Consider the following 26,965-nt stretch of genomic DNA (forward strand, 5'->3'; position numbering starts at 1 on the left):
GTGCCTGAAATCAAACTGATCATCACCGGGCCACCGGGCGCCGGCAAGACCACAGCGATCGAAGCCATAAGCGAAACCCCGCCCGTGAGGACGGATACCCGCACAACGGACGACCTTTCATCCGTCAAGGATGAGACAACAGTTGCCATGGACTTCGGCGAGATCACCCTGGAGAGCGGAGAAAAGGTATTCCTCTACGGAACGCCCGGGCAGCGCCGTTTTGAATTCATGTGGAAGATTCTTGTAGAGGGTGGACTGGGCTTGATCATTCTTGTCGACTGCAGCCGCCCGGATCCCATCGACGATTTGAAAATGTACTTGGAGAATTTTTCAGACTTCATCGAAAGGACGGGCGTCGTGGTCGGAATCACAAGAACCTCCGAACCAGATGCACCGGAGTTAACCGAGTTCTATGAGTGCCTCGAATCAAATGACCGCGTTTTCCCCATCCTCGACGTGGATATTCGCGAACGGGAGGATGTCGCCCTGCTGATCAATGCACTTGTTTCCACACTTGAGTTTTCCCGATAGGAAAGATTCAACACCATGAGCCAATACAAGTTTTCAGAACGAAGCGAAGCATTTTGCCAGGACATGTTCCAACAGATGCTGGATACCAGCGATGCCATCTACGGAATCCTGATTTCCACCGTTGATGGGCATGACGTCTCCAAACATTTCCTCAAGGAAATGCCCGCTTCCAAACTGTCCGCCATGATGAGTTCCATCCTGGCGCTGGGAGAAACCATTGCTGTTGAGGCACAACAACAGCGATGCCGGTATGTCATCGTCGAGAACAGCGACGGTTACATTCTGACGCTGAAGATCAAGGACAAGCTCATTCTGAGCGTCATCGCAACAACCAACGCCAACTTGGGCATGTTACACAGCGTCAGTAGAAATGCAGCGGAAAAGCTGGCTGCGCACTTACGTTAAATAAAAACGACTCAACGAGAGAGAACGAGAAACATGGCAACTCTGAACGAAATCTGTGAAAACATGGTGAGTGAGGTCGGCGATGCTCTTGGTGCCGCAGTTGTTGATCTCGAGTCCGGGCTACTGCTTTCCGTCGCCCATAACGTGCCCTACTTTACCCAGAGCTACCTGGATGCGGTCGCTGCAGCTGCCGTGGATATGTTCCGAGGTAAAACGGTAAGTACGGTCGAGAATCTGATTGCCTCGCAGCGCGGTACCGAGGTCAATCGTCTGGTTCAGGAAGTACAGATGAGCACTGAAAAAACCTATCATTTCATGTCGATCGTGCCCGGCAAACCCAACTCCCTGATGGTGCTGATTACCGGCCGCAAGGCTAACCTCGGTATGGGATGGGCCGCTCTGCGCAGTGCACTGCCGAAGGTAGCCCCACTCTGCCCCTGAGCTGACACACGCGGTCTCCGGGTTTAGGCAAAGCCTGGCCCGGTGTTCCTATTTTCCAATCAACAATCGGCTACTTAACTGCCCTGGAAACCCCTCCCGGTTCATCTCCTCGATCACTGACGAAGGATCATAATCGAGGTTAAGAAAATCGATTTCAAACGATCCAGTATCCAGAACAGCAAACTCAAGACCAACCTTCCCCCCCCGGGGCTGACCGATCGACCCTGGACAGATCAGGCTTCGATCCACATTCTCCAGCGCAAAGTGATCCGCCACCGAGTGGCCGTTCAACTTGCCTTTATCGTAATAGACCCCTGCCACATGGGTATGTCCATGGAAGCAATACTGGATATCTCGGTCCTTTAAGTTCTGAAGGTTATCCTCATAGGTCATCCGATAGACATAGCCATTCATGAATGTTCTATCCTGAGGGGCTCCATGCACCGCCAGCCAACCGTCACCGTCCAGATACAGCGGCAAACTGCCCAACCACTGACGTTCGGCCTTGCTCAGGCGTTGTACAGTCCAGTCTATAACCCACCTTGCCCCGGCCGAGAATCCGCCAGCGGCTTTTCCAACGGCAGCTGCGTGGTCATGGTTGCCCCTGATAATGGCAAAATCCCGCGATCTCAGGAGCTCGATGCACGCCGAAGGATGAGGCCCATAACCCACCAGATCACCCAGTATCAGTACTCTTGAAATCGCTCGCCGGTCCAGTTCGGCCAGAGCACACTCCAGCGCAGGGAGATTGGAGTGAATGTCTGCCAGAATAGCCACCTTACCCTGACCTGCAGAGATGTACTGCTGCGCATCCTGGGGAACAGCATAAAGGGCGGGAGGGGCGTCTTCGGCTGCCTGTTTTCCGTATTTAACATCAGCCAGTGCGCGGAGAAATCTTTCCTGCCTCAAAGACTGATCAGCATTGGCGACGAAGACACCTCGAACCTGTTCCGATACGATGTCGGCCCACTCCGAGTCCGGGTAGTAAACAGAGAGCCACTTCCCGACTATGGTGCCGAGGGAGCCAAAAAACTCTTCTGGAAAATCCGTCAGTTGTCGGAACCACACACCGATCGTTTGGGTAAGGCTGGAAAAGCCATCCCAGCCATAGATATCGTCATCCAGGTAAAAGACACGCCCTTCCTCATCCACCGCGAAGTTTGATAGCCCGGGATCAAGCACCCTCTCCTGATTCTTCATGAAACCGATATAGATGGAGAAATACTGATCCAGGAGGTCCAGAGCTCTGGCGAGCTCGGAGGGGACCATGAGCATGTGCAGGGGCTGGAGTACCTGCATGACATTGCCCATCCAACAACGGTTACCAGTCTTTACAACAAACCACGCCTTGGAGGGATGATAGATCCCGAGCTCGCTCTCATGCCTGGCATTGAATTCCGCACGTTGTCGGGCCTGAATCTCTGCCATCTCGACCGCCGCGTGAATCTTGACGATCTCTCCATCCGCCTCAAAGATCAGGGTGCCAGGCTTCCCGGTGAATCGCTTGCCGTGCTCCAGCGCTTTGAAGCCCGAGAGAATGATCTCTCGTATACGCGCGGCTGAGGGCGCTTGCGCAAACGCAGGGGGCACCAATTCAATGTCAGCGGTTCTGAGGTTTTCAAACATAGAAAGGAGCTACCACCAAAATACTGCACCCTTTTGTTTTGTTGGCCTTTTCACAATGCCAGGGCCATCGCACGCAAATAATCCAAGGAAAACGAGCGGATCCTCTTGACACCATAGCACCCCAAACATATCATACGCGCCGCTTCCATTGATGAAGCCATGGCAAGGTAGCTCAGTTGGTTAGAGCACAGCACTCATAATGCTGGGGTCGGCGGTTCGACTCCGCCCCTTGCTACCAGATTTCAAAGGGTTACAGTTCACGCTGTAACCCTTTTTTGTTGGTTGACAACCTCAATGTACCACTTTGGCTTCATCCGCCATCTGTAAGCCGACCGCGCTGTATCGGGCCATCCACACGGCAAAGCTCTACAGACCTCCGTATGCGCTCCGCAAGTCCGCTCTGCTCAGTAGCATCCGAGAGATACATCGACACCGGCAGGCGTCCTGCAGTCCGACTGTAGATTTGTTCAGCCTGTGCGCCAAACAGAGGCTCAACCATTGGCTCAGGTATAATGGCAACGTCCACCCGGCCATGGGCAAGCAACGCCACCAACTGCTGCCACTCGGTGACTTCCTGAATGTTCGCACTTTCATCCGGGATGAACTGGCGCCCGATGAAACTTCTGGGAATCGCGTACCGCAGGCCCGGCGTGCCTTCCACTGCCAGCAGGGGCTTGTACGAAACAAACACATACTCCGCTTCGAACAGCGTTCCAGCGAACGTTGCCATGCCATCACGTTTGGCATTCCTGGCAAGGGGCAATAGCACTGAGATCTGATCCGAGCGAAGGTACTGCAGGCCCCGCTTAACAGGCACCGACACAAACCGGGCATCGACATTTGCTTTATCAAAGACACAACGGTAAATCGGTGCCAATATGCCCGAAATCTGACCTTTGGACGTTCCTACAACCTCTTCCATTCCCAAGCCTACTCCCACGCGCAACTCTGCGCCTGCCTGGGTCCCCGAGGACATGACAAATGAGAGAATGACGACGGCGACGCGCAACGCAGTAGATATCATTCGGGTTCAAAAGTTTGAAGGTAATGGCGAAGGTTAGGGGCTCACAAGTCCCGCTCAGTAAAAGCGTAGCTCAGACTGCGGTTTCCCGGTAGTAACCAGAAAATATTACTTGATAACTTTCAGAATCAGGGACATCAAACGTAACAGGAACTACAAGATAACCATCAAATTACACAACCTTTGACAGTTACAAGCCGGACGATTCGCTATGATTGAAATCTGTCCATTGGCTGCGTATTCAGGTTGTATCGCACAATGAATCCCCGTCACGCGTTTTCAATTTTTCTGGCTGTCCTTATCGTGCCTGTCGCACTGGTCTTTTCCGGTGCCAGCCTGAAAGCCGCACTGCTTTCGGTGCTTATGTTCTGGTCGTGTCTGGTGGTTTTTTTCTACCCATCCATCAGCGACTACTTCAAGAACAGAAAGCATCGGCGCCAAAGCTGACTACGGCCACCGGCCGGCTCAGTCTAAAGTAGGGATTTACTGTTCACACGGTGCCGCTAGAATGCCGCTTCTTTTACACCAGCGTTCAACGGACACCAGATGAGAAACCGATTACTGGAGCTTGGCGCAGCAGGCCTGATTACCCTGCCAGGCATTCTGGTCATTTCCAATTCAATCCCCCAGATTGCCTTCCTGAGCGTTTCGACACTGGCAGCCTATGCACTGGTTTGCCTGCCCGTCCGCTCCAATGCCAGAAAATCCAGCTAAAGCACCGACTTCTATCGGATCGCGGAATGTCATAAGCTCGCGACTGAACCAACAGGAGTCCCAGCCATGTCAGAAAGCGAAGTTGTAGCCGGCCTGTGCATCGAGCGCCTGGAGCGGTTTGCGCAGCATATTGAGAAAAACTACATCACCCCCGGCAAACTACCCGGCGCCGTGACCCTCGTTGCTCGCAGAGGCCAAGTGGCCTGGGTAAATGCCCAGGGCAAGATGGATATTGAAAGGGACAAGCCAACGCAAAGGGATACCCTGTTCCGCATATACTCGATGACAAAGCCGATCACCTCCATTGCGATGATGCAGCTCTACGAGCAGGGTCGCTTTCTTCTCGACGATCCTGTTCATAAGTACATTCCTTCTTGGCGCAACCTGAGTGTCTATAAAGGCGGTACCTACCCGGAGTTCGAGACCGAGCCTGCAGCCAGCGCCATGACCATTCGGGATCTGATGACTCATATGTCGGGCCTGACCTACGGGTTTATGGAGCGAACAAACGTGGATGCTGCCTACCGCCAGCTGAAACTCGACGGTAGCTCCATCCTGACACTGGATCGGCTGATAGAAAAGCTGGCTGAATTGCCGCTGGAATTCTCCCCCGGCACCGCCTGGAATTATTCGGTCTCAACAGATGTACTCGGCTACCTGGTTCAACTGCTATCAGGCCAGTCCCTGGATGATTATTTCCGAGAGCACATTTTCGAACCTCTCGGCATGACGGATACCGGCTTCCAGGTCCGCCCCGATCAGCTCGACCGGTTTGCGGCCTGCTATCTTTACCAACCGGGCGACACCATGAAGCTCCAGGATGACCCCCAGCGCTCCCGCTACCTGAAAACTCAGAAGTTTCTCTCCGGTGGAGGCGGCCTGGTCTCGACCATTGATGACTACTTCCGTTTTGCGCAGGCGCTCTGCCAGGGCGGAGAGTATCAGGGCAATCGCATTATTGGCCGCAAAACCCTCGAGTTCATGCGCCTCAATCACCTGCCCGGAGGGAAGGATCTTCCCGCCCTGTCCATCGGTTCTTTCAGTGAAACACCCTATGAGGGCAGTGGTTTTGGCCTCGGTTTCTCCGTCAAAACCGACGTGGCGAAATCCCACAGCAACGGATCGGTGGGTGAGTATGGCTGGGGCGGTCTCGCAAGCACCAACTTCTTTATTGATCCAGAAGAAGAACTGGTTGCCATTTTCATGACCCAGCTTATTCCATCATCGTCCTACCCGATTCGCCAGGAACTCCGCGCGATCGTCAACGGAGCCCTGACATGAAAAAGCCCGCTGCTGCGGGCCTCAAAATGCTCAGGTAACACCGGGACTTAATCCCAGAAGTTCCACCAGGCTTTGGCGTTTGCCTTTTTCTGGGCCTGACCTTGCTCACTGCCCTTGGAGGCGGGATCCGCTTTGCGGTTCTCGTTATCCCGGTTGCCCCCCTCATTCATGCCACCAGCGCGCTCCATCTCTTCTTCGCCACGCTCACGGGCTTCGTCAGCTCGCTCACGCTCTTCCTTCATTTTTTCCCTGGCGCGCTCGGACTCCTCCTCGGAGCGCTCTCGCATCTGCTCGGCCTCTTCCCGTCCTTTTCCTTTGGCTTCAGCGGCTTTCGACTTACCGTGTTCAACCATATCTTCAGCTTGCTGACGGCCTTTTTCAGCCTTGTCCTGTTTGGCCAAAACTGGTGCAGACACCAGGCTGCCGGCCAGAAGAATGCTGGATGCGATGACCGTTGAGCGAATCAGGGTGAGTCTCATTACCTTTTCCTTGTTTCGATAATCAGTTTTTGTATCTGTTACACACATCGTGTGACTCTAGGACGCGTCTGGCTGTGCTCCGGTTCCATCTGATGTGGCATACTCGTTCTCCGGAACCAACAACGAATAATCCAACAGCAAGGAACGTAGCGATGAAACCGGAAACTCTCGCGCTTCACGCCGGGTACAAAAGCGACCCAACTACCAAGGCGGCGACAACCCCGATCTACCAGACCACGTCTTACACCTTTGACGACACCCAGCATGGTGCCGACCTGTTTGACCTCAAGGTGCAGGGCAACATCTACACCCGCATCATGAACCCCACCAACGGAGTTCTGGAAGAGCGGATGACAGCCCTGGAGGGAGGCGTGGGCGCCCTGGCAGTGGCATCCGGCATGGCGGCCATCACCTATGCCCTGCAAACCATTTGCCGGGTTGGCAACAACATCGTCAGCACCAGCCAGCTCTACGGCGGCACCTACAACCTGTTTGCTCACTCGCTGCCCAATCAGGGCATCGAGTGCCGCATGGTTCCCCACGATGATTTCGACGCCGTCGAAAAGGCCATCGACGACCAGACCCGCGCCCTGTTCTGCGAATCCATCGGTAACCCGGCGGGTAATGTGGTCGATATTCAGCGCTGGGCAGATATTGCCCACAAGCACGGCATTCCCCTGATCGTCGACAACACCGTTGCCACGCCGTTCCTGTGCCGTCCGTTTGAGCATGGCGCCGACATCGTGATTCATTCACTGACCAAGTATATCGGTGGTCATGGGACAACGGTGGCCGGCATTGTCGTGGACTCCGGCAAGTTCGACTGGAAGGCCAGTGCTGACAAGTTCCCGATGATGAACGAGCCGGATCCTTCCTACCACGGCGTGGTTTACACCGAAGCTCTGGGCGCTGCGGCGTTTATCGGCCGCTGCCGTGTGGTTCCGCTCCGTAATACCGGCGCAGCATTGTCGCCATTCAACTCATTCCTGATCATGCAGGGCATGGAAACCCTGGCCCTGCGTATGGAACGCCATTGCGAAAACGCGGAAAAGGTTGCCCAGTTCCTGCAGGATCACCCTGCTGTCGAATGGGTCAACTATGCCGCCCTGAGTAACAGCCCCTACAAGGCCACCTGTGACAAGATCTGCGGCGGTAAGGCCTCGGGCATCCTGAGTTTCGGCATCAAGGGCGGACGCGAAGCGGGCGCTAAATTCATTGACGCGCTGGACCTGATCCTGCGCCTGGTGAACATCGGCGACGCCAAATCCCTGGCCTGCCACCCCGCCACCACAACCCACCGCCAGCTCAATCCCGATGAGCTCAAAAGTGCAGGCGTCAGCGAAGACCTGGTTCGCCTGTCGATCGGCATTGAGAATGCCGAAGACATCATCGCGGACATCACCCAGGCCCTGGAAAAGTCCCAGGCTTGATGCCCATCAACCGGGTACGACCAATGTCGTGCCCGGCACCCCCGTGATTGCCCTTACCTGCCTTGTAACTGTGCGCCCTGCAGATTAACCTTTAAGGTTCTTCATACCTTTCATATGAGAGTTTCCGGTCAATGAGCGAAAGCGCAAAGCCCCGCATCACCAGTGGCACCAAATTCCGCAACGAGCACGGATTCTCCGCCATCAAGGACGGCGTCAAACGCTCCTCCAACGGCGACGAGGTCAAACCTGTTGAGCGCAAGCCCAAGTGGCTGAGGGCGAGAATGCCCGGTGGGGAACGCTATGATGCGGTACGCCGCAACGTGACCGAGCACAAACTGAGCACGGTCTGCCAGGAGTCCCATTGCCCGAACATCGGCGAGTGCTGGACCAACGGCACCGCCACCATCATGGTGATGGGTTCAGTATGCACCCGGGCCTGCAAGTTCTGCGCCGTGGATACCGGTAACCCGAAAGGCTGGCTGGATAAAGACGAACCGGAAAATACCGCCAAATCCGTGGAATTAATGGGTCTTCGCTACATCGTTCTGACCTCTGTCGACCGGGATGATTTGGAAGACGGCGGCGCCGCTCATTACGCCGCATGTGTATCGGCGATTAAGCAGCGTACACCGGAAGTTGCCGTGGAAGCCCTGACGCCCGACTTTGATGCCGTCATGAGCGATGTTGAAAAGGTCGTCGATTCCGGTCTCGACGTTTTTGCCCAGAACGTTGAGACTGTTGAGCGCCTGACCAGCCGGGTTCGCGATCCAAGGGCCGGCTACCAGAAAACCCTCAGCGTTCTGGAACACGCCAAGAAGCACAATCCAGGCGTTCTCACCAAAACCAGCTTGATGCTGGGGCTGGGCGAAACCGAGGAGGAAATCCTGCAAACCATGGACGATCTGCGTGCTATTGGCGTGGACATACTGACCCTCGGCCAATACCTCCGCCCGACTCCGAATCACCTCCCGGTGGAGCGTTACGTTACACCGGAAGAGTTCAACCGTTTTCGCGATATCGGACTGGATAAAGGCTTTATGGAAGTCCCTTCCGGCCCCATGGTTCGTTCCAGCTATCGAGCCGACAAGGTCTTTGATAAAAACAATCTGGGACTGGCCGTACCGGAGGTACCGGAAACCTCCAACGCCATGCAGATCCCGGTAAAAGCCATCGACTGAGATTGCCTATGCTTACCCTGCTGCTGAATGCCCGACTGAAGTACAAATTCTGGTTGCTGAATGTCGTCGTGTTCGCAGTGCTCTGCCTGCTGGTGCTTTATGCCATGGATGTCATCGCCAGCCAGACAGACCAGCCCTTCCAGGTGGTGTTTTCGGAAACCGCCCCGGGCTTTGCCCTCACCGTTGCCATCCTGATGATCCTGGAAATGGCTGGCTCCCAGCTACTGATTTCGTTTATCGAACGCCACGTTAACCGCCTCAAGAACACCATGGTAGCGGTTCAGTCGTCCGGAAACCTGAGCCAACGCGCTGAAGTGGATTCCAGGGACGAGATCGGCGAGATGGCCAGCGCCTTCAATGCCATGCAGGACCGCACCGTCAACGTGGTCAAAAGCATGAAGGTGGCCATTGAACATCTTCACGATGAAGTACGGGAACTGACGGAAGCCGCCGAAGCCCGCCGTGATGACCTGGGCCGCCAGCAGGCAGGCGCCGACGGCTCGGCCCAGGTGATCGAAACCATGTTGCAGAGCTTCACCGGCATTGCCGAACAGGCAGGCATCGCCAAGACCCTGTCCCACGAGGCCCGAGATGCCGCGGTAGATGGCAGCGAGCGAGTGGCGCGTAGCGCAGACAGTATCCGCCAGCTGGCCGATGTCATTCAAGGTTCGGCCAACAGCGTTGAGGCACTGGCAGAGAACAGTCACGCCATCAGCCAGGCCGTGGCGGAAATCAAAGGCATCGCCGAGCAGACCAACCTGCTGGCGCTGAATGCCGCCATCGAAGCTGCCCGGGCCGGGGAACAGGGCCGCGGCTTTGCCGTGGTGGCTGACGAAGTCCGCAAGCTGGCGCAGCGCGTGCAGGATTCCACCGATCAGATCCAGTCCACCATAGACCGCTTACTGAGTGCGATGGACACCGCCGTGCAACAGATGACCGGCAGCTCCGAGGATGCCTCCCGCTGCGTCGACGAGTCCGAGGAGGGACGTCGGGCGCTTGAGGCAATCAACGAAGTGGTCAGCCGTATTGACCAGACCAACCAGGAAATCGCCAACGTGTCTGCGGAACAGACCGCCGGTACCGACGATGTGCTGGCCAACGTTCAGGGCATTCGCGAAACCACCGAGAGCATGGTGAAACAGTTGGCGGAGAGCGCCGACATGAGCCAGCGCCTGAAACGCCTGATCGATTCCCTGGAAGAAGCCTCCTCAAAGGTCACAGTCGACTGAGGTTTGTGGCACACTCTGCTCTCGTTTTCAGCAGAGTTATGATGTCATGAACCGCCTCGGTGCCCTCTACGATCGCCTGATTTTTCCTCATCCCGTCCTTGTGCTGGCTGTCTTCGGGTTGTTACTGGGCCTGTCTGCCGCCAAGTTCGGACAGTTCCGGCTCGACGCATCGGCCGAATCACTGGTTCTGGAGAATGATCGCTCCCTCGAACAGTATCGAGAGGTTAACCGCCGCTTCACCACGTCGGACGATTTCCTGGTGGTGACCTACACGCCGAACAACGAACTGTTTTCCGATGCCGGCCTTGAAAGGCTCAGAAGCCTCCGAGACGAACTCCAGAGCGTGGACGCGGTGGGATCCACCAACAGCATTCTCAATGTCCCGTTGCTCCACAGCCCCGACCTTAGCCTCGACACGGTCGATAGCGAGATCAAGACGCTGGACGGAGACGATGTCTCGCCAGAAACCGCCCGGAAAGCTCTTCTGGACAACCCGCTCTACCCCAACCTGCTGATCAGCGAAGACGCAAGAACCACCGCCATTCAGGTGAACCTGCCCACACCGAATCGATACTTCGAACTACTCCGCGAGCGGGATGCTCTGCGGGAAAAAGCAAACGCCGGCACGGCAACAGCGTCTGAACTAGCGGAACTTGAACGCGTAAAAGAAGCGTTTATCAACTACACCGCCACCCTGGGAGAAGAGCGGGATGCCACCATCCGGGAGGTACGGAACATCCTTGAACAATACCGGGATAGCGCAGAGATTCACCTCGGTGGCGTACCGATGATCGTGGCGGACATGATCCGCTTCATCGAAAACGATCTGTCCACGTTCGGCGTTGGGGTGTTGGCGTTTCTGCTGCTGACCCTGGCGGTTATTTTCCGGCAATGGCGCTGGGTACTGGTTCCGTTATTGTGCTGTGGCTTTACCGTCTGGCTGATGATCGGCATGCTTGGATGGGCGAAATGGCCAGTCACGGTTATCTCTTCCAACTTCATCTCATTACTACTGATCATGACGTTGTCGCTGACGATTCACCTGATCGTCCGCTACCGGGAATTCCAGCACGATGAGCCGAAAGCAAAGCCGCGCACAATACTTCGCCAGACCGTTATGGCGATGATCAAACCCTGTTTCTACATGGCCATCACCACCATCGTTGCCTTTGGTTCCCTGACCTTCAGCGGCATTCGTCCGGTCATTGATTTTGGCTGGATGATGACTCTGGGGCTGACCGTGGCTTTCCTGATCACCTTCGTGATTTTTCCCGCCCTGCTGGCGCTGCTGCCACCCCCGCTGGACCGGCGGGTAGCGTCAGATAGGATCCCCTTCACCGACGCATTCGCCCGCTTTACCGAGCGCCACGGCACCACCGTGCTGACCGGGTCTGCCATACTCGCCATTCTGTGCGCTGTGGGTATCCACAAACTGACCGTGGAAAACAGCTTCATAGACTACTTCAAGTCCAGCACTGAAATTCACCAGGGCATGATCACCATTGATGATCGACTCGGCGGCACAACGCCTCTCGATGTTGTAATCACTGACGACAAACCACCCGAAGGAGCCGGCGCCAGCGACGATCCCTTTGCCAGCAGTTGTGACCCATTCGTCGAAGACTGTGGAGACGACGAGGAATATCGGGACACCTGGTACACCTACCAGAAAATGAGCAAGCTGGAGGACGTACATCGGTATCTGGACAGCCTGCCGGAAACCGGCAAAGTGCTCTCCATCAATACCACACTGGACATCCTCGCCAAGATCAATCGGGGCGAACCGCTCGACGCCCTGGAATTGGCCTTCGTACCCGCCGCAGTGCCGGACGATCTTCAGGATATCCTGCTGACGCCTTACATCTCCGAGGAGCACGATCAGGCCCGCTTCACTATCCGGATTCTGGAAACCATGCCGGAACTGCGCCGTCAGGCCCTGCTAGACCGCATCCATCAGCACCTGACAAACGAGCTGGGGTACAAGGAGGATCAGGTATTGTTTGCCGGCATGACCGTCATGTACAACAACATGCTGCAAAGCCTGTTCGATTCCCAGATCAAGACCATAGGCGTGGTCTTCCTGGCGATCATGGCCATGTTCCTGCTGCTGTTCCGGTCTTTGAAACTGGCGTTGGTCGGCATGGCACCGAACCTGCTGGCTGCTGGCTCTGTGCTCGGCCTGATGGGCTGGCTGGGCATCCCGCTGGATATGATGACCATTACCGTGGCGGCGATCACCGTAGGCATCGCTGTGGACGACACCATCCACTACATCCACCGTTTCAAGGTTGAATTCAGCAAGGACAGCGACTACCTGGCGACCATGCACCGCTGCCACCGCAGCATCGGGCAGGCGATGTTCTACACCTCTCTGACGATCATCTCCGGGTTCTCAATTCTGGTGCTGTCCAACTTCATACCCACCATCTACTTCGGGCTGTTTACCGGGTTTGCCATGTTCATGGCTCTGGTTGGAGCGCTAACGCTGCTGCCCAGACTGATTGTTCTGGTGAGGCCGTTTGGGCCTGGACTGGGCTCCTAGCCTGAGAGTTTAGGGGTTTGAGTAATGGTGTGGTTAATGCCCAAAAACCGCTACGAGCACGTCCATGTGCGCTTGTTTCCGGCCATCCTTGGCCTACAACATTTTTGGGCATTAACCACACCATTACTCAGGAAACTCTGGCGGTAATCCGCTAGAACTACTGAACCAACATGGGTTGAATACCATTTTCAGGCGCTGACCATTACTGAGTGCCGGGGGGCGAGAAGCCTTGCCAGAATGTCGAAGGCCACGGATGGCCGCAGACAAGCGCACATGGACGTGCTCGTAGCGGTTCTGGCAAGGCTTCTCGCCCCTCGGCGCCGGCACAAATGAATCAGACCCATTCAACAAAAAAGGGCCGCGCCCGAAGGCGCAGCCCTTTTTCAACCAATGCCAGCAACCGTAATTACTGAGCCGGCTGCTGCATCTGCTGCTGTTGCATCATCTGACGCTGTTGCTGCATTTGCTGTTGCATCTGCTTCATGCGCTTATCCAGCTCTTCACGCTGCTCTTCAGTGAACACGCTGTCGACTTTTGCTTGCATCAGGGAAGACAGGGCCGCAATCTCACCCGTCACATCGCCCAGCTCCTCGGCCTTCTCGCGAATGCTATCTTCGTCGTAATCCGGCTTGATCTCAGCCTGCATTTCCTGCTGAAGCCCGCGAGCTTCCTGACGCAGTTCGCCGATCTGACCCTGCATCTCTTCAATGATGCCGCGAATTTCCTTTTGCTGATCATCAGACAACCCGACCATCTGGGCCAGTTGATCCACCTGATCCGGCTGCCCACCAGACGCCTGCTGTGCCAGTGCAGGAGCAGACAGGCTCAGGGCAACGAGGGCAGTACCGAACAGTTTTGCGAGCTTCATAAAGTTCTCCATCAACGAGGTGGCTACTTCCAATAACCACCGGAATGTATTGGTTTACGCATTCAGTCCGTACACCCTAAAGCATCACACCACCATTTTTCACCCCGATGACCCTTTATTTTGTACATACTTCTCATCTCATCCCCGTTCGAGCCGCCGCACCGGCGGGATCAAACAAATGTGAAAGTTTGGTCATTCCACTTCATAATGACGCGGTTCATACACATCCGGAGTAAATGAGATGGCGATTAACTGGTTTCCAGGGCACATGCACAAGGCCCGAAAGGAGATCAAGAAGGTCATGCCGCAGATGGACCTCATCATTGAGGTGCTGGACGCGCGGATTCCTTTCAGCAGTGAAAACCCGCTGGTACCGACGCTGCGCGGGGACACGCCATTGATCCGGGTGCTCAACAAACGCGACCTGGCCGATCCCGCGATCACCGAGCAATGGCAGGAATGGCTGGAGCGGGAACGCGGGGTGCGGACCATAACCCTCACCCACAACCAGCGCAATGAAGCCATGGGCATTCTCAAGCTGGCCGAGGAGATGACGCCGGACCACGATCGACAGAAAAGTGCCCTGCGAGTGATGATTCTCGGCATCCCGAATGTCGGCAAATCCACCATTATCAATACCCTTGCCGGCCGCCCTGTCGCCAAGACCGGTAACGAGCCAGCAGTGACTCGTGCCCAACAGGCCATCAAGCTGCCGGACAACATTCTGTTGTATGACACCCCGGGCTTTCTCTGGCCCAAACTCTCTCCGGAAGCGTGCGGATACCGACTGGCTATTACCGGCGCCATCCGCAGCGCGGTGCTTGATTTCGAGGACGTGGCACTGTTCGAAGCAGACTACCTGATCCAGGCCTACCCGGAGCAGGTAAAGGCTCGCTATGGCCTTGACCAGCTGCCAGTAGATGGCCTTGCCCTGATGGATGCCATCGCCGCAAAACGACGCTTCTTTGCCCGGGGCGGCATTCCCGATCTTCACAAGGTCTCCGAGGTTCTTCTCAACGAGTTCCGCAATGGCACTCTGGGGCCGATGTCCCTGGAAACACCGGACATGGTGGAGCAGGAGGCCCGGGAAGCAGAAAAGATCGAGGCAGAAAAAGCCGCTCGCAAGGAAGCCGGCAAGGGCAAGCGCAAGGCCTGACCCGGCCCGGGACCTTACCAAGGTCAAATACCGTGATGGATTGAAAGCGCATACACTGTTGATCGATGTCATTGATCACAGGGTAAGGCGATTCCACGCCTGCCACAGGAGGAAGGTATGAGACGCGTTGTCGTCACGGGAATGGGCATTGTGTCCTGTCTGGGGAACTCAGTGGATGAGGTTCTGGAGAGTCTGAAAACCGGCCGCTCCGGAATTCGTTACAACGAAAGCTACAAGGAGATGGGCTTTCGCAGTCAGATCGCTGGCTCACCGGATGTAGACACGTCTGTCATCGACCGCAAGATCCGTCGATTCATGGGGCCCTCGGCCATGTACAGCTACCTGTCCATGGAACAGGCCATTGCCCAGGCCGGGCTCACCGAAGACCTGATTTCCAATGATCGCACCGGTCTGATCGCCGGATCAGGCGGCGCGTCTTGCTCGAGCCAGGTGGAAGCCACCGATACCATGCGCGAGAAAGGTGTCAAACGCATCGGGCCGTACATGGTGCCCAGAATCATGACCAGCACGGTCTCAGCCTGCCTTGCCACCGCCTACAAGATCCGCGGCGTGAACTATTCCATGTCTTCTGCCTGCGCGACCAGCGCCCACTGTATCGGCCACGCCATGGAGCAGATTCAGTCCGGAAAGCAGGATATCGTGTTCGCCGGCGGCGGCGAGGAAGAAGACTGGAGCCTGACCATGATGTTCGATGCCATGGGCGCACTGTCAACCAAGTACAACGAGGCGCCGGAAACCGCGTCACGCCCGTTTGACAGCGGCCGCGACGGTTTTGTCATCGCTGGCGGCGGCGGCATGCTGGTGCTGGAAGAGCTGGAGCATGCGAAAAAGCGCGGTGCCAACATCATCGCCGAACTCACAGGCTACGGCGCCACATCCGATGGCTATGACATGGTTGCGCCATCCGGCGAAGGTGCCCAGCGCTGTATGAAGCAGGCCATGGCCACCATCAGGGGCAAGGTTCAGTACATTAACGCTCACGGCACCAGCACCCCGGTGGGTGACGTGGCCGAGATGGGCGCGGTGCGGGAAACGTTTGGCAGCGACGTGCCGGCCATCTCCTCGACCAAGTCTCTCTCAGGTCACTCCCTCGGTGCGGCTGGCGTGCACGAAGCCATCTACTCGCTACTGATGCTGCAGAATGGCTTCATGGCCGGAACCGCAAATCTTGGCGACGTGGACGAGAAAATTGGCGACCTACCCATTGTGGGACCGGAAGCCCGAGAGGCTGACCTTTCAACGGTCATGTCCAACAGCTTTGGCTTCGGCGGAACCAACGCCTCACTGATTTTCGAGAAACTTCAGTAACTCAGCACGCGTCGGGCGAAGGAATTTCGCTCGGCGCGCTAAAATAAGTTCATATCCTTAGATTATTTATCATTGGCAAACCTCCTGAACCGTATTAAGGTATGCCATTGATATGAATCAACTTGGTCGGCGCATCTGATATGGCTCAAGCAATTCGACTTCATCAGGTCAAATCCCCCCTTAAAGCGTCCTGCCAACAGTGCAGCCTGAGCAACCTGTGCCTGCCTCTGGCGATTGAGGACAATGACCTGGAGCGACTGGAAGACATCGTCCAGCAAGGCCGAATCTTCAACCGCGGGGAGCATATCTTCGATCAGAGCACGCAGTTTCGCTCCTGCTTCGCGGTAAAAAGCGGATCGGTGAAGACTTCGATTATCACCGAAGGTGGCGAAGAACAGGTCACCGGTTTTTTCATGCCCGGTGAGCTCATCGGCCTGGACAGCATGAGCGGCGACCATTACGCCTGCACCGCCAAGGCTCTGGAACGTACCAGTGTGTGCGAATTCCCGGTTGAAAAACTGGAGGACCTGACGGGCAAGATTCCGGGCCTGCAACATCACATGTATCACCTGATGAGCCAGGAGATCCAGAACAGCCATCAGCTGACCATGCTACTGAGCAAGAATACGGCGGAAGAACGCATTGCAGCCTTGCTGCTGTCACTGTCCAGTCGTTTTCAACGCCGCCGCATGTCAGGCACCAACTTCAGCCTGCCCATGCCTCGCAACGACATTGCAAACTTTCTGGGCCTGGCCGTCGAAACAGTCAGCCGGGTCTTCACCCGCTTCCAGAACCAGGGCATCATCAAAGCTCGTGGCCGTGAAGTGGAACTGCTGGACGTGGAAGCGCTGCAGATGGTGACCCGAGACTTCTCGCGGCAAGGCTGTCAGTAATAGATACAGAATCCTCGCGCTGGCCGATCCATCTAATCGGCCGGCGCTTTCTCAACTCCCCGCTCTTCCGGCTTCTTTGCCATTCCCAACTCGTCGACCAGGCCTGAACGCCAGGGTTGCTGCTTGATACCAAACGTATTCCGGATCTTGGTGCAGATCATTGTCGTATTCAGCGGCTCCAGCTGACCCCATTCCGGCACATCATCAACGACACGAATACCTTCCGGGATACCCGGTAATCCGGCAATCGCCAGGCCGAGTTCATAGAGATTAATTTCCTCTGCGCCGGCGTATTGATACGTGCCCCAGACTTCCGCGCCACAATCAAGCTGCAGTACAACAGCCGTCATCACTCGCGCCAGATCCCTGACCGTGACGGGCTGTCCACGACATCTTCCGGGCAGCGACAGGGCGGACTGCGATGCCGTGCTCTTCTGCACCTTGCGGATAAAGCGGGAAAGCCCCCAGCCGGTTCTGAGGATAATGTGCCTGGGCAGCAAGGTGCGCAGAGCCTGCTCACACTCCCACTGCCAATTGCCCAGTTCATTGACCGGCTGCCCGGGATTGGAGGTGATATAGCCACTCTGCTTACGGCCATCAAATACGTAGCACGACGACAGCTGAAACAATGCCATGCCCCTGTCACGGGCAAACTCAGCGATGGCCAGCGGAAGCGAAAAAGCCGCTTTGTGGGTGCCCTCGGGATCCCTCTCTGCCGCCTCCGGGTCCGAGAGCCAGAGCGCGTTGACAATGAGATCGGTGTCCTCCGGGATCCAGTTCTCCAGCGCTTTCAGATCCGCGCTCGCAGGGTCGCTCACCAGAAGCGGACTGACCTGCAAGTGGGTCTCGCGAAGTTTCTCCAGCAGGATTTTGCCCAAAGGACCGTAATCATGGACTACAAGCACATGCACGAGGATTCACTGCCTCCAGAATATCACTGATGTGACGGGCGCCCGGAACCGGTCAGGCCAATGGCTTCCGGCCCGTCACCCCTAAAATAACACTCAAACCTGACCGCGGGCTTCGATCCCCGCCATACTCTTTCAAGAGCATACAACAACAGGAAACGTCATGCTGAAACAACAGAGCCACATCGTAGCGCCGATTCGCGATGAACTCCGCACCCGAGCCCTCTACACCGTTGGCGAACTCCGTGAGCGGGGCAAGGCCGACAAAGAGGCCATCGACAAGTTGTTCGAACTGATTGTCGATATGACCGACGAGGGCCTCGACTTTTTCTTCCTGGAACCCCTGCGACGCCTCAACGCCAGCAGCATGATGATGGGCATGGCGAAAATGGGCATCGGCAGCATGCTCAAGGGCAGCAAGATGGTGGTCCACAAGGTGCTCAAGAAGCTGGATGATCGCAGCCTGTCAGCCATCCTCGATTTTATCGAGGAGATCATTCACGAGCCAGAAACCGCGTAATCCCCGCTCAGGCCTCGGAACGTGACCGGTACGCCCTCGGTACCCGAGCGGTGATGCCGGTCAGCAGTTCATAGGATATGGTTCCCGCACAGAGGGCTACTTCATCGACACCCACCGTGTTACCCCAGAGCTCGACCCTATCCCCCACTTTCGCCTCCGGAGCGTTGGTGAGATCCACCGCCAGCATATCCATTGAAACCCGACCAATTAGCTGAATACGCCGACCATTAACCGCCGCCGGCGTGCCGGTTCCCGCGTGTCGGGGATAGCCATCGCCATACCCGATTGCCACCATACCCATGACCGTATCACGGGTGGCGACCCAACCGGCACCATAACCAACGCTGTCACCGGCTCGGACCGTCCGCGTCGTGATCAGCGGAGCCTCCAGAGACATCACCGGTTTCAGCCCAAGTTCCAGCCCCGTCCTACCCAGCATGGGAGATCCACCGTACAACATGATTCCAGGCCGGCTCCAATCGAATAGCTCCTGACCAGGCAGGAAATGGGCGGCGGAATTGCCCACACTCCGCATTGCGCCCGGCCACGGTAATGTCGCCTGTTTAAACCGCTCCGTCTGCTGCGCCGTCATCGGGCTCTGGGGATCATCCGCGCAGGCAAAATGAGTCACAAATCCTGAGAAACGGGAGAATGCTTCAAGCCGGGAGAGCCGGCCAACAACGTCCGACAAATTCTCAGGGAAGAAGCCAAGGCGATTCATCCCGGAATTCACCTTTAGCCAGAACGCAGGCGCGGAGCGCGCACGTTCGAGCCAGGCCAGCTGTTGATCGGAATGCAGAACCGGTTCAAAGCCGTTGGCCGCACACTCGCCTATATCACTCGCAGTATGGATGCCCTGAAGCAGCACCACGGGTTGGCTAAGCCCTGTGTCGCGAATGGCCCGCGCTTCCTCTATGCAGGCCACTGCAAATTTCGGGGTTTCTCCGGCCAATGCAGACGCCACTTCCCGAATGCCGTGGCCATAGCCGTCCGCCTTCACAACCGCCATGACGTTGGCACTTCCAGCCAGAGTACAGGCCTTGCGGTAGTTGCTTCTCAGTGCGTCCAGATCAACATGGGCTACGGTGCTGCGGGGCATCAATAATCCCCACCATAATCGCCATAGTCTCCGTGTGCCAGATCCTCAAACTTGGTGTACTTACCGATGAAGGCGAGGCGGCAGGTACCGATCGGACCGTTCCGCTGTTTGCCGATGATGATCTCGGCCACGCCTTTGTCCGGAGAATCCTCGTTATAGACCTCGTCCCGGTAGACAAACATGATGACGTCCGCATCCTGCTCGATCGCGCCGGATTCCCGGAGGTCAGAGTTGACCGGCCGCTTGTTGGGCCGCTGCTCAAGACTCCGGTTCAACTGGGAAAGCGCCACTACAGGACAACTCAATTCCTTGGCAATACCTTTCAATGAGCGGGAAATTTCGGAAATCTCCGCAGTCCGGCCCTCGGTATTGCCGGGCACCCGCATGAGCTGAAGGTAATCCACCATGATCAGACCGATCTTGCCGTCGTTCTCCCGGGCAATACGACGCGCACGGGAGCGCATCTCCGTGGGGCTTAGCCCGGGCGTATCATCGATGTAAAGGGGCTTGTCCTTGAGCAGGCTGACGGCCGATGTCAGCCTCGGCCAGTCGTCCTCTTCGAGCTTACCACTACGGACTTTGGTCTGGTCGATCCGACCCAGGGAGGACAGCATACGCATGGCCAGTGAATCGGCCGGCATCTCCATACTGAATACCAGCACCGGCTCCCCGGTGCTGATCAGAGAGTTCTCCACCAGGTTCATCGCGAAGGTGGTCTTACCCATGGACGGTCGACCGGCGACGATAATCAGATCCGACGGCTGCATACCCGACGTCATCTCATCGAGATCCCGGAAGCCTGTGGTCAGGCCGGTGTTGGCCTCTCCGGACTCGAACAGCTCTTCAATTCGGCTCAGGGTCTTGGTGAGGATCGGATTGATTGCCTGGGGCCCGGAACCCTCCTTGACCCGGGATTCCGCGATCCGGAAAACGTTGCGCTCGGCCTCGTCGAGTATCTCGGTGCTGTTTCTGCCCTGGGGGTTGAACGCAGAGTCCGAAATGGTTCCGGACACCTCGACCAGCTGCCGCAGAATCGAACGCTCCCTGACAATATCCGCGTAGGCCCTTATATTGGCCGCGCCAGGTGTTTTCTCTGCCAGCTCTGCCAGATACGACAACCCGCCAGCGTCGTCGATATCACCCGCCCGCTCCAGGAACTCGGCCAATGTGACGACATCGAGCGGCTCACTCTCACTTGCCAAACGTTCGACCGCGCCGAAGATGAGCCGATGATCCTGCCGATAGAAATCGGCAGCCGATATCATCTCGGAGATCTCATCAAACCGGCGATTATCAAGCATGAGGCCACCCAGCACCGCCTGCTCCGCTTCCACAGAATGCGGTGGCACCTTGATACGGCTGGTCTCAATATCAGTGCTGGCGGGTTTCAGATTGGGTTTGGCCATAGTTGCGTCTTCAGCTGGATACCACGGGTTTCACAGTTTACGGGGATCAATCCGGTAATGGGAGAGAATGACTAGAATACCAGAAAGCAACAGGCCCGAAACCGTCTCCGGTTCGGGCCTGTTTCATTCAAGCCTGACCAGGCTAGTAGCTAACCGGCCATTGGCATTGCTGTGCAGACTTACTCTGCAACAACCGCCAGCTTGACAGCAACAACTACGTCGGAGTGCAGTTGCAGTTCGATGTCGTACTCGCCGGTCACGCGGATCGGACCTTCAGGCAGACGAACTTCGCTCTTCTCGACGTCGGTACCAGCGGCAGTGATCGCATCAGCGATATCACGAACACCGATAGAACCGAACAGCTTACCTTCGTCACCAGCCTTGGACGTGATGGTGAAGGAAGCACCTTCCAGACCTTCGGCACGCGCCTGGGCAGCAGACAGCTTCTCAGCAGCCGCTTTTTCCAGCTCGGCGCGACGCTCTTCGAACGCCTTCAGGTTTGCTTCAGTGGCAGGTACAGCCTTGCCATAAGGAAGCAGGAAATTACGACCGTAACCGGCCTTAACCTTTACCTTGTCACCCAGGGAGCCAAGGTTTGCAACTTTCTCGAGCAGAATAACTTCCATCTCGTTAACCTCTTCGTGCTTTATTCAGCCGGCCCGGCAGGCTTGATTCGCCTCCGGATATCCAGCCAGCTATCCACAAAAGCCAGAACCACTAACAGAATCATCAGGGTTGGACCCAGCAACACCAGCGCGATGTAAAACAGCACCAGCCATTGGCCACTCATGTTTCTACGTCCGACAATGCCGTGGACAAGAGCAACACTTGCCATGAACAGCGGAGTTCCCGCTGCCCACACCAGCAACATGGAATTCAGACCAAGCATCGGTCCAATGACCATGGTTACCGCACATACCACCGCTACCGCGGGTGACAGTTTCAGGGCATGAAATTCCTTACGGAATCCACCGGGGTTATATAGCCCCGCCTGCCATGCCCTGGCGAGCATTGTCATGCCAATACCGGTCGCCAGATAGGTTCCGGCCATACTGGCATTCATTGTGTCCCGGATCACCTGCTCCAGATCACTCCCGAGGGTGCGGGCCACATCGGCATTGTATTGTTCGTAAAAACTGACCCCGGCCTGGACCAGATCATCCAGCAAACCGGGATACGCCACAGGCAACAAAAGCCCTGTGACAATGGCCAGAAAGCTCCCTCCAAGAAGGGCTCTTTCCCAGGACAGCGTGGTTCTGAGTACAGACGCCATCAGCATTACCTGAAGCAAAACCGCCAGAGCGGTCGGGTCCTGCCCGAACCAGCTCCAGCCCAGTGCCGGAAGCAATGCCCAGAGGCCGATGTTCAACCCCTGACTGATGCCAAGCCTGAGAATCACCAGGCCGACTACCGCTGCGCCAATCCAGAACAGCAAAGGTAAGGCAGTTGTTACTGCGGCTACCCCGCCGGCCTGCAGGGGACCGCGCATTACGTACTGAGCGAGTGCACGCATGGTCCCAAATCCTGTGTTTCTGTAACTTAGTTGTCGTGGCTGTCCGAGTACGGCAGCAGTGCCAGGTAGCGGGCACGCTTGATCGCGGTAGCCAGCTGACGCTGATAACGTGCTTTGGTGCCGGTGATGCGGCTGGGCACGATTTTGCCGGTTTCAGTGATGTAGCCTTTCAGGGTGTCCAGATCCTTGTAATCGATCTCGCGAACACCTTCTGCCGTGAAGCGACAGAACTTACGACGTCTGAAAAAACGAGCCATATCTAACTCCTCAACTCCGGTTAATTACTCTTCTTCGTCCTGGGACTTGGCCTTCGGCGCAGAGTCAGACTCTGGCGCACGACGCGGACGATCATCTCCACCTGAACGACGGTCCTCACGGGACTCAGCAGCTTTCATCGGAGACAGGTCGGTAACGGCCTCGTCGCGACGCAGGATCAGGTCACGGATGATGGCATCGTTGAACCGGAAGTTGTGAGTCAGCTCGTCCATCGCGGCCTGTGAACACTCGATGTTCATCAGCACGTAGTGAGCCTTGTGAATCTTGTTGATCGGGTATGCCAGATGACGACGGCCCCAATCTTCCAGGCGATGTACCTGGCCGCCATCTTCAGTGATGACGCTGGTATAACGCTCGATCATTGCGGGCACCTGCTCGCTCTGATCCGGGTGTACCATAAATACGATTTCGTAGTGACGCATGAGTTCTCCCTACGGTTTAAACAGCTTTCTTCTTGGCAGAACGGAAACTCCGTTTCACCGAACATGAAAGCAAGGAGTAAGCAGCTAACGCTGCCGGTTTCTTTTTTGCTTTATCAAGAAGGACTTACCTTGAAGCCCCCATCAAAAACAAGGCTTTTACAGCTGGAATCCAGACAATAAAAAACCACCCCCTATACAAAAGGGGTGGCGTATTCTAGGCGCACCGGGCCTTCTGTGCAAGTCTTAACCAAGGCGCTGGCGCAATGCCTCGTACAAACAAACGCCGGTGGCGACCGAGACATTAAGACTATCCACATGACCCAGCATCGGTATATTGATGAGCTGATCGCAGTGCTCACGGGTCAGGCGGCGCATGCCCTTGCCTTCCGCGCCCATCACCAGCGCAACTGGGCCGGTAAAGTCGGCCTGATAGAGCGTTGAACTCGCCTCGCCGGCGGTACCGATCAACCATACGCCTTCGTCCTTAAGGGTCCGCAGGAAACGCGCAAGGTTTGTCACTCTCACGAACGGCACCGTCTCAGCAGCACCACAGGCGACCTTTCGGGCGACGGGGGTCAGCGACGCCGATTTGTCCTTCGGCACGACAACTGCCTGAACCCCAACGGCGTCGGCAGTACGCATGCAGGCCCCCAGATTGTGAGGGTCGGTCACGCCATCAAGCACCAACAGAAATGGCGCTTTGTCGCTTCCGGCAATCTGCGCCAGCAGGTCACCCTCTGTCCACTCCCGGCTCTCGCTGACAGCGGCCACAATGCCCTGATGGACGCCGGACACCCGCTCATCCAACTCTCTGCGATGCACCACTTTCCAGCGCACCCCCAGGTTATCCAGGGCTTCGGTAAATCGATTTACACGCTTATCCTGACGCCCGGTCTGAATCCAGACCTGCTGCAACCGCTCAGGCTCCCGCTTGAGTACGGCCTCAACCGCATGCCAACCAAAAACAAACTCTCCAGACACTTATCTCGTTCCTGTTATTTACCCGACGCCGGGCGTTTACGCGGCTTTTTCACTCCAGCAGCCTTTCCGGACTTGCCACCTTTTTTCTGCTTTTTCTCAGCTTCCCGCGCGGCCTCGGCCACCAACTGGGCTTTGGCACTGCCGGACTTGCCTGCCTTGGAGCCTTTCGCGGGTTTCCGGGATTCCTTACCACCCGCCTTGGCCGCTTTTTTCCGCCCTTTGGACTTTTCGCCTCCCCGGCCACGCGCTCCACCCTTGCCCCGCTTCTCATCCCGGGACACTTCAAGTGCAGCGAGATCCGCCTTTCGGCGCCTGGGCTTGCTGATAAGCTCCAGATCGATCTTGCGATCCTCCAGATCGACCCGAACCACGCGAACGCGGACCTCATCACCGAGCCGGAAGCTCACCGCCGTACGTTCCCCGATCAGGCGGTGCTTTGCCGCATCATGGTGGAAATAGTCGCCGCTGAGCGTGGATACGTGCACCAGCCCCTCGATGTACACATCGGCCAGCTCCACGAAGAACCCGAACGGAACCACCGCAGCAATGACGCCATCGAACTCATCGCCCACATGGTCCTTGAGGAACTCACATTTGAGCCAGGCCATGACATCCCGGGTGGCATCATCCGCCCGACGCTCGGTCATCGAAGCGTGTTCACCCAACTGCTCCATCCGGGCATGATCATAGGGATATTCCGCCAGCTCCGGATCTGTAACGGCAGGCGTGATGACATCCTTTTGGACCTCAGGATTATGAATCCTGGACTTGATGGCCCGATGAACAATCAAATCCGGGTATCGACGAATCGGCGATGTGAAATGGGTATAACTCGCGAATCCGAGGCCAAAATGCCCACTCTGCTCCGGGCTATACACCGCCTGACTTAGCGAGCGCAGCATGACGGTCTGAATGACGTTGGCATCAGGTCGATCAGCGATCTGGGCCAAAAGCCCCTGATAATCCGCCGACGACGGCTTATCACCCCCACCCAGCTGCAGGCCCAATTCCCCAAGGAACAGGCGAACAGCATTCAGCCGCTCTTCCGACGGCCCTTCATGGACCCGATAGAGCGCGGGGATCCTGTGCTTCTTGAGGAACCTGGCCGTGGCAACGTTGGCGCAGAGCATGCACTCTTCGACGATTTTATGCGCATCGTTTCGATGCACCGGCACGATTTCTTCGATCTTGCGTTCGGCGTCAAAGACGACCTGAGTTTCCGTTGTTTCGAAGTCGATGGCCCCACGTTCTGTCCGCGCCCGGCGCAACAACTTATAGAGCCCGTATAGATCATGCAGATGCGGCAGCAACTCCGAGTACTGCGCCGCCAGGCGATAACCCGGTTCCGAATCCGGGCGCTCCAGCATGTCGCTAACCTTGGTGTAGGTCAGCCGGGCATGACTGCGCATAACCGCCTGATAAAAGGTATAGCCGCTGATATTACCAGCGGCACTGATACTCATATCAGCAACCATACACAGACGATCGACATCCGGATTCAGGGAGCACAGTCCGTTGGACAGCTTTTCCGGCAGCATCGGCACCACGTGATCCGGGAAATACACAGAATTGCCCCGCTGTATTGCCTCTTCATCCAGCGGCGACTCCGGCCTGACGTAATGCGACACGTCAGCTATTGCCACCACAAGACGATAGCCGCCCCGGGGACGAGCCTCGCAATAGATGGCATCGTCGAAATCCCGGGCGGTCTCGCCATCGATGGTCACCAGGGGCATATCCCGGATATCCACGCGATTGGCCTTGTCTTTTTCTGCCACTTCTTCCGGAATGGCGGCCGCCTGTTCACCCACCGCCGTCGGCCAGCTATGAGGAATGTCATAGGAACGGATAGCAACATCAATCTCCATCCCGGGAGCCATATGCTCACCCAGAACCTCCACCACACGACCGGTGGGCTGGGTACGGATCGTCGGCTGTTTGACGATGTCGACCACGACATACTGACCGTGCCGCGCGTCGCCGACATTCTCATCAGCGACCAGCACTTCATGATTGATGCGCGCGTTCTCCGGAACCACAAATCCGATACCGCTTTCCTTGAAAAAACGGCCCACCGTCTGGTGCGTACGATGCTCAAGCACTTCGACGATCACCCCTTCCCGACGGCCACGATCATCGACTCGGTCGACCCGGGCGGCAGCGCGATCGCCATGAAACACCTGCCGCATCTGGCGCGCCGTCAGAAACAGATCAGAACCGCCGTCGTCAGGCACCAGAAAGCCAAAGCCATCCTTGTGGCCGATGATCCGACCCGTCACCAGGTCCGCCTCTTCAATCGGCAGATAGGCGCCCCGGCGGTTACAGATAAGCTGACCATCCCGACACATGGCAATCAGACGCCGCCGCAGAGCCTCAATCCCTTCCGGGGAGTCCTGCTTCAACTCTGAGCACAGGGTTTCGTGGGTGGCGGGTGCGCCGCGCTCTTTCAGGTGCGCGAGGATGAATTCACGGCTCTGGATGGGGTTTTCATACTTCTGGGCCTCGCGACTGGCGTGCGGGTCCCTGTTACTTTTCTTCCTGGAAACCATTCGGATCCTTGTCCTGAATACCGTACCCACAGGGGTACAGATTGATTCGTTTGGTTGGAGTATAACGTTGGTGGGGACCACTCGCCTAACAAGGGCGAAAATATAGGCACAAATACCTGCCAATATTTTTCAAAAAAAGTGTTTGACACCCTCGACCGGAATTATTAA

27 protein-coding genes and 1 tRNA gene are annotated in these 26,965 nt (G+C 56.6%); 15 read left to right on the forward strand and 13 right to left on the reverse strand.

The genetic code is table 11. The features are described 5' to 3' along the window. The 3 genes from D777_RS10580 to D777_RS10590 are packed head-to-tail and all read left to right on the forward strand — an operon-like array spanning position 1 to position 1,377. The gene (locus D777_RS10580; protein WP_036131805.1) at positions 1 to 531 is read left to right on the forward strand and encodes a GTP-binding protein; all 531 of its coding nucleotides are present in this window, start codon (positions 1 to 3) and stop codon (positions 529 to 531) included. Positions 532 to 546: 15 nt separating this feature from the next. After that, positions 547 to 936 (forward strand): roadblock/LC7 domain-containing protein, encoded by a 390-nt coding sequence (locus tag D777_RS10585; RefSeq protein ID WP_051669062.1) that lies wholly within the window; start codon positions 547 to 549, stop codon positions 934 to 936. Positions 937 to 969: 33 nt separating this feature from the next. Next, a complete protein-coding gene (locus D777_RS10590) occupies positions 970 to 1,377 on the forward strand; it encodes a hypothetical protein (protein WP_036131807.1) in 408 nt (135 codons plus the stop codon). Positions 1,378 to 1,425: 48 nt separating this feature from the next. On the opposite strand, the gene D777_RS17670 is transcribed toward D777_RS10590, so the two are convergent. Next, positions 1,426 to 3,003 (reverse strand): metallophosphoesterase family protein, encoded by a 1,578-nt coding sequence (locus D777_RS17670; RefSeq protein WP_051669063.1) that lies wholly within the window; start codon positions 3,001 to 3,003, stop codon positions 1,426 to 1,428. 161 nt (positions 3,004 to 3,164) lie between these two features. On the opposite strand from D777_RS17670, the gene D777_RS10600 reads away from it, so the two are divergent. Next, a tRNA-Met gene (locus tag D777_RS10600) sits at positions 3,165 to 3,241 on the forward strand. 72 nt (positions 3,242 to 3,313) lie between these two features. Here D777_RS10600 and D777_RS10605 read toward each other — a convergent pair. Continuing rightward, complete coding sequence (locus tag D777_RS10605) at positions 3,314 to 3,925, reverse strand: type 2 periplasmic-binding domain-containing protein (RefSeq protein ID WP_051669064.1); 612 nt, start codon at positions 3,923 to 3,925, stop codon at positions 3,314 to 3,316. A gap of 357 nt (positions 3,926 to 4,282) precedes the next feature. Between D777_RS10605 and D777_RS10610 the strand changes: the two genes are divergently transcribed. From D777_RS10610 to D777_RS10615, 3 genes are all read left to right on the forward strand, one after another. Further along, entirely contained in the window at positions 4,283 to 4,471 is a 189-nt protein-coding gene (locus tag D777_RS10610) for a hypothetical protein (protein WP_051669065.1), read from the forward strand. Between the two features lie 99 nt (positions 4,472 to 4,570). Next, positions 4,571 to 4,738 carry a hypothetical protein gene (locus tag D777_RS18010; RefSeq protein ID WP_160171437.1) on the forward strand — a complete coding sequence of 56 codons (168 nt, stop codon included), beginning with the start codon at positions 4,571 to 4,573 and terminating at the stop codon, positions 4,736 to 4,738. A gap of 66 nt (positions 4,739 to 4,804) precedes the next feature. Next, positions 4,805 to 6,019, forward strand: coding sequence for a serine hydrolase domain-containing protein (locus tag D777_RS10615; protein WP_036131809.1), 1,215 nt, complete (start codon positions 4,805 to 4,807; stop codon positions 6,017 to 6,019). 47 nt (positions 6,020 to 6,066) lie between these two features. On the opposite strand, the gene D777_RS10620 is transcribed toward D777_RS10615, so the two are convergent. Further along, complete coding sequence (locus tag D777_RS10620) at positions 6,067 to 6,498, reverse strand: hypothetical protein (protein WP_036131811.1); 432 nt, start codon at positions 6,496 to 6,498, stop codon at positions 6,067 to 6,069. A gap of 152 nt (positions 6,499 to 6,650) precedes the next feature. Here D777_RS10620 and D777_RS10625 point away from each other — a divergent pair, with 152 nt between their 5' ends. From D777_RS10625 to D777_RS10640, 4 genes are all read left to right on the forward strand, one after another. Continuing rightward, a complete protein-coding gene (locus D777_RS10625; protein ID WP_036131813.1) occupies positions 6,651 to 7,928 on the forward strand; it encodes an O-acetylhomoserine aminocarboxypropyltransferase/cysteine synthase family protein in 1,278 nt (425 codons plus the stop codon). A 131-nt stretch (positions 7,929 to 8,059) separates the two neighbouring features. Continuing rightward, positions 8,060 to 9,106 carry a lipoyl synthase gene (gene lipA / locus D777_RS10630; protein ID WP_036131814.1) on the forward strand — a complete coding sequence of 349 codons (1,047 nt, stop codon included), beginning with the start codon at positions 8,060 to 8,062 and terminating at the stop codon, positions 9,104 to 9,106. An 8-nt stretch (positions 9,107 to 9,114) separates the two neighbouring features. Continuing rightward, complete coding sequence (locus D777_RS10635; RefSeq protein ID WP_036131816.1) at positions 9,115 to 10,335, forward strand: methyl-accepting chemotaxis protein; 1,221 nt, start codon at positions 9,115 to 9,117, stop codon at positions 10,333 to 10,335. Between the two features lie 46 nt (positions 10,336 to 10,381). Continuing rightward, positions 10,382 to 12,877, forward strand: a complete 2,496-nt coding sequence (locus D777_RS10640; protein ID WP_036131818.1) for an efflux RND transporter permease subunit — start codon at positions 10,382 to 10,384, stop codon at positions 12,875 to 12,877. A gap of 406 nt (positions 12,878 to 13,283) precedes the next feature. Here D777_RS10640 and D777_RS10645 read toward each other — a convergent pair whose 3' ends face one another. Then, positions 13,284 to 13,745, reverse strand: coding sequence for a Spy/CpxP family protein refolding chaperone (locus tag D777_RS10645; RefSeq protein WP_051669066.1), 462 nt, complete (start codon positions 13,743 to 13,745; stop codon positions 13,284 to 13,286). A 241-nt stretch (positions 13,746 to 13,986) separates the two neighbouring features. On the opposite strand from D777_RS10645, the gene ylqF reads away from it, so the two are divergent. The 3 genes from ylqF to fnr all read left to right on the forward strand — a co-directional run bounded on the left by ylqF (position 13,987) and on the right by fnr (position 17,123). After that, a complete protein-coding gene (ylqF, locus tag D777_RS10650; RefSeq protein WP_036131821.1) occupies positions 13,987 to 14,901 on the forward strand; it encodes a ribosome biogenesis GTPase YlqF in 915 nt (304 codons plus the stop codon). Positions 14,902 to 15,018: 117 nt separating this feature from the next. Next, positions 15,019 to 16,230, forward strand: coding sequence for a beta-ketoacyl-ACP synthase I (fabB, locus tag D777_RS10655; RefSeq protein ID WP_081849530.1), 1,212 nt, complete (start codon positions 15,019 to 15,021; stop codon positions 16,228 to 16,230). Between the two features lie 140 nt (positions 16,231 to 16,370). After that, positions 16,371 to 17,123: a fumarate/nitrate reduction transcriptional regulator Fnr gene (gene fnr / locus D777_RS10660; RefSeq protein WP_036131824.1), complete on the forward strand. Its 753-nt coding sequence runs from the start codon at positions 16,371 to 16,373 to the stop codon at positions 17,121 to 17,123. A gap of 32 nt (positions 17,124 to 17,155) precedes the next feature. Here fnr and D777_RS10665 read toward each other — a convergent pair whose 3' ends face one another. Beyond that, positions 17,156 to 18,034: an SDR family oxidoreductase gene (locus tag D777_RS10665; RefSeq protein WP_036131825.1), complete on the reverse strand. Its 879-nt coding sequence runs from the start codon at positions 18,032 to 18,034 to the stop codon at positions 17,156 to 17,158. A gap of 160 nt (positions 18,035 to 18,194) precedes the next feature. Between D777_RS10665 and D777_RS10670 the strand changes: the two genes are divergently transcribed. After that, a complete protein-coding gene (locus D777_RS10670) occupies positions 18,195 to 18,551 on the forward strand; it encodes a hypothetical protein (protein WP_036131827.1) in 357 nt (118 codons plus the stop codon). 7 nt (positions 18,552 to 18,558) lie between these two features. On the opposite strand, the gene alr is transcribed toward D777_RS10670, so the two are convergent. The 8 genes from alr to rnr form a co-directional block, all read right to left on the reverse strand. Further along, positions 18,559 to 19,650, reverse strand: coding sequence for an alanine racemase (alr, locus tag D777_RS10675; protein WP_036131829.1), 1,092 nt, complete (start codon positions 19,648 to 19,650; stop codon positions 18,559 to 18,561). Further along, complete coding sequence (gene dnaB / locus D777_RS10680) at positions 19,650 to 21,056, reverse strand: replicative DNA helicase (RefSeq protein WP_036131830.1); 1,407 nt, start codon at positions 21,054 to 21,056, stop codon at positions 19,650 to 19,652. The genes alr and dnaB overlap by 1 nt, the downstream gene beginning before the upstream one ends. A gap of 179 nt (positions 21,057 to 21,235) precedes the next feature. Further along, the gene (gene rplI, locus D777_RS10685) at positions 21,236 to 21,682 is read right to left on the reverse strand and encodes a 50S ribosomal protein L9 (protein WP_036131832.1); all 447 of its coding nucleotides are present in this window, start codon (positions 21,680 to 21,682) and stop codon (positions 21,236 to 21,238) included. A gap of 20 nt (positions 21,683 to 21,702) precedes the next feature. Beyond that, positions 21,703 to 22,569 (reverse strand): hypothetical protein, encoded by an 867-nt coding sequence (locus tag D777_RS10690; RefSeq protein WP_036131833.1) that lies wholly within the window; start codon positions 22,567 to 22,569, stop codon positions 21,703 to 21,705. Between the two features lie 26 nt (positions 22,570 to 22,595). Further along, complete coding sequence (gene rpsR, locus D777_RS10695) at positions 22,596 to 22,826, reverse strand: 30S ribosomal protein S18 (protein ID WP_036131835.1); 231 nt, start codon at positions 22,824 to 22,826, stop codon at positions 22,596 to 22,598. A gap of 24 nt (positions 22,827 to 22,850) precedes the next feature. Next, entirely contained in the window at positions 22,851 to 23,267 is a 417-nt protein-coding gene (rpsF, locus tag D777_RS10700) for a 30S ribosomal protein S6 (protein ID WP_036131837.1), read from the reverse strand. 243 nt (positions 23,268 to 23,510) lie between these two features. Beyond that, entirely contained in the window at positions 23,511 to 24,248 is a 738-nt protein-coding gene (gene rlmB, locus D777_RS10705) for a 23S rRNA (guanosine(2251)-2'-O)-methyltransferase RlmB (RefSeq protein ID WP_036131839.1), read from the reverse strand. A gap of 14 nt (positions 24,249 to 24,262) precedes the next feature. Further along, positions 24,263 to 26,797, reverse strand: a complete 2,535-nt coding sequence (gene rnr, locus D777_RS10710) for a ribonuclease R (protein WP_036131841.1) — start codon at positions 26,795 to 26,797, stop codon at positions 24,263 to 24,265. Between the last annotated feature and the right edge of the window lie 168 nt (positions 26,798 to 26,965).

The organism is Marinobacter nitratireducens, assembly GCF_000708045.1.
In the GTDB taxonomy this organism is placed as follows: Bacteria; Pseudomonadota; Gammaproteobacteria; order Pseudomonadales; family Oleiphilaceae; genus Marinobacter; species Marinobacter nitratireducens.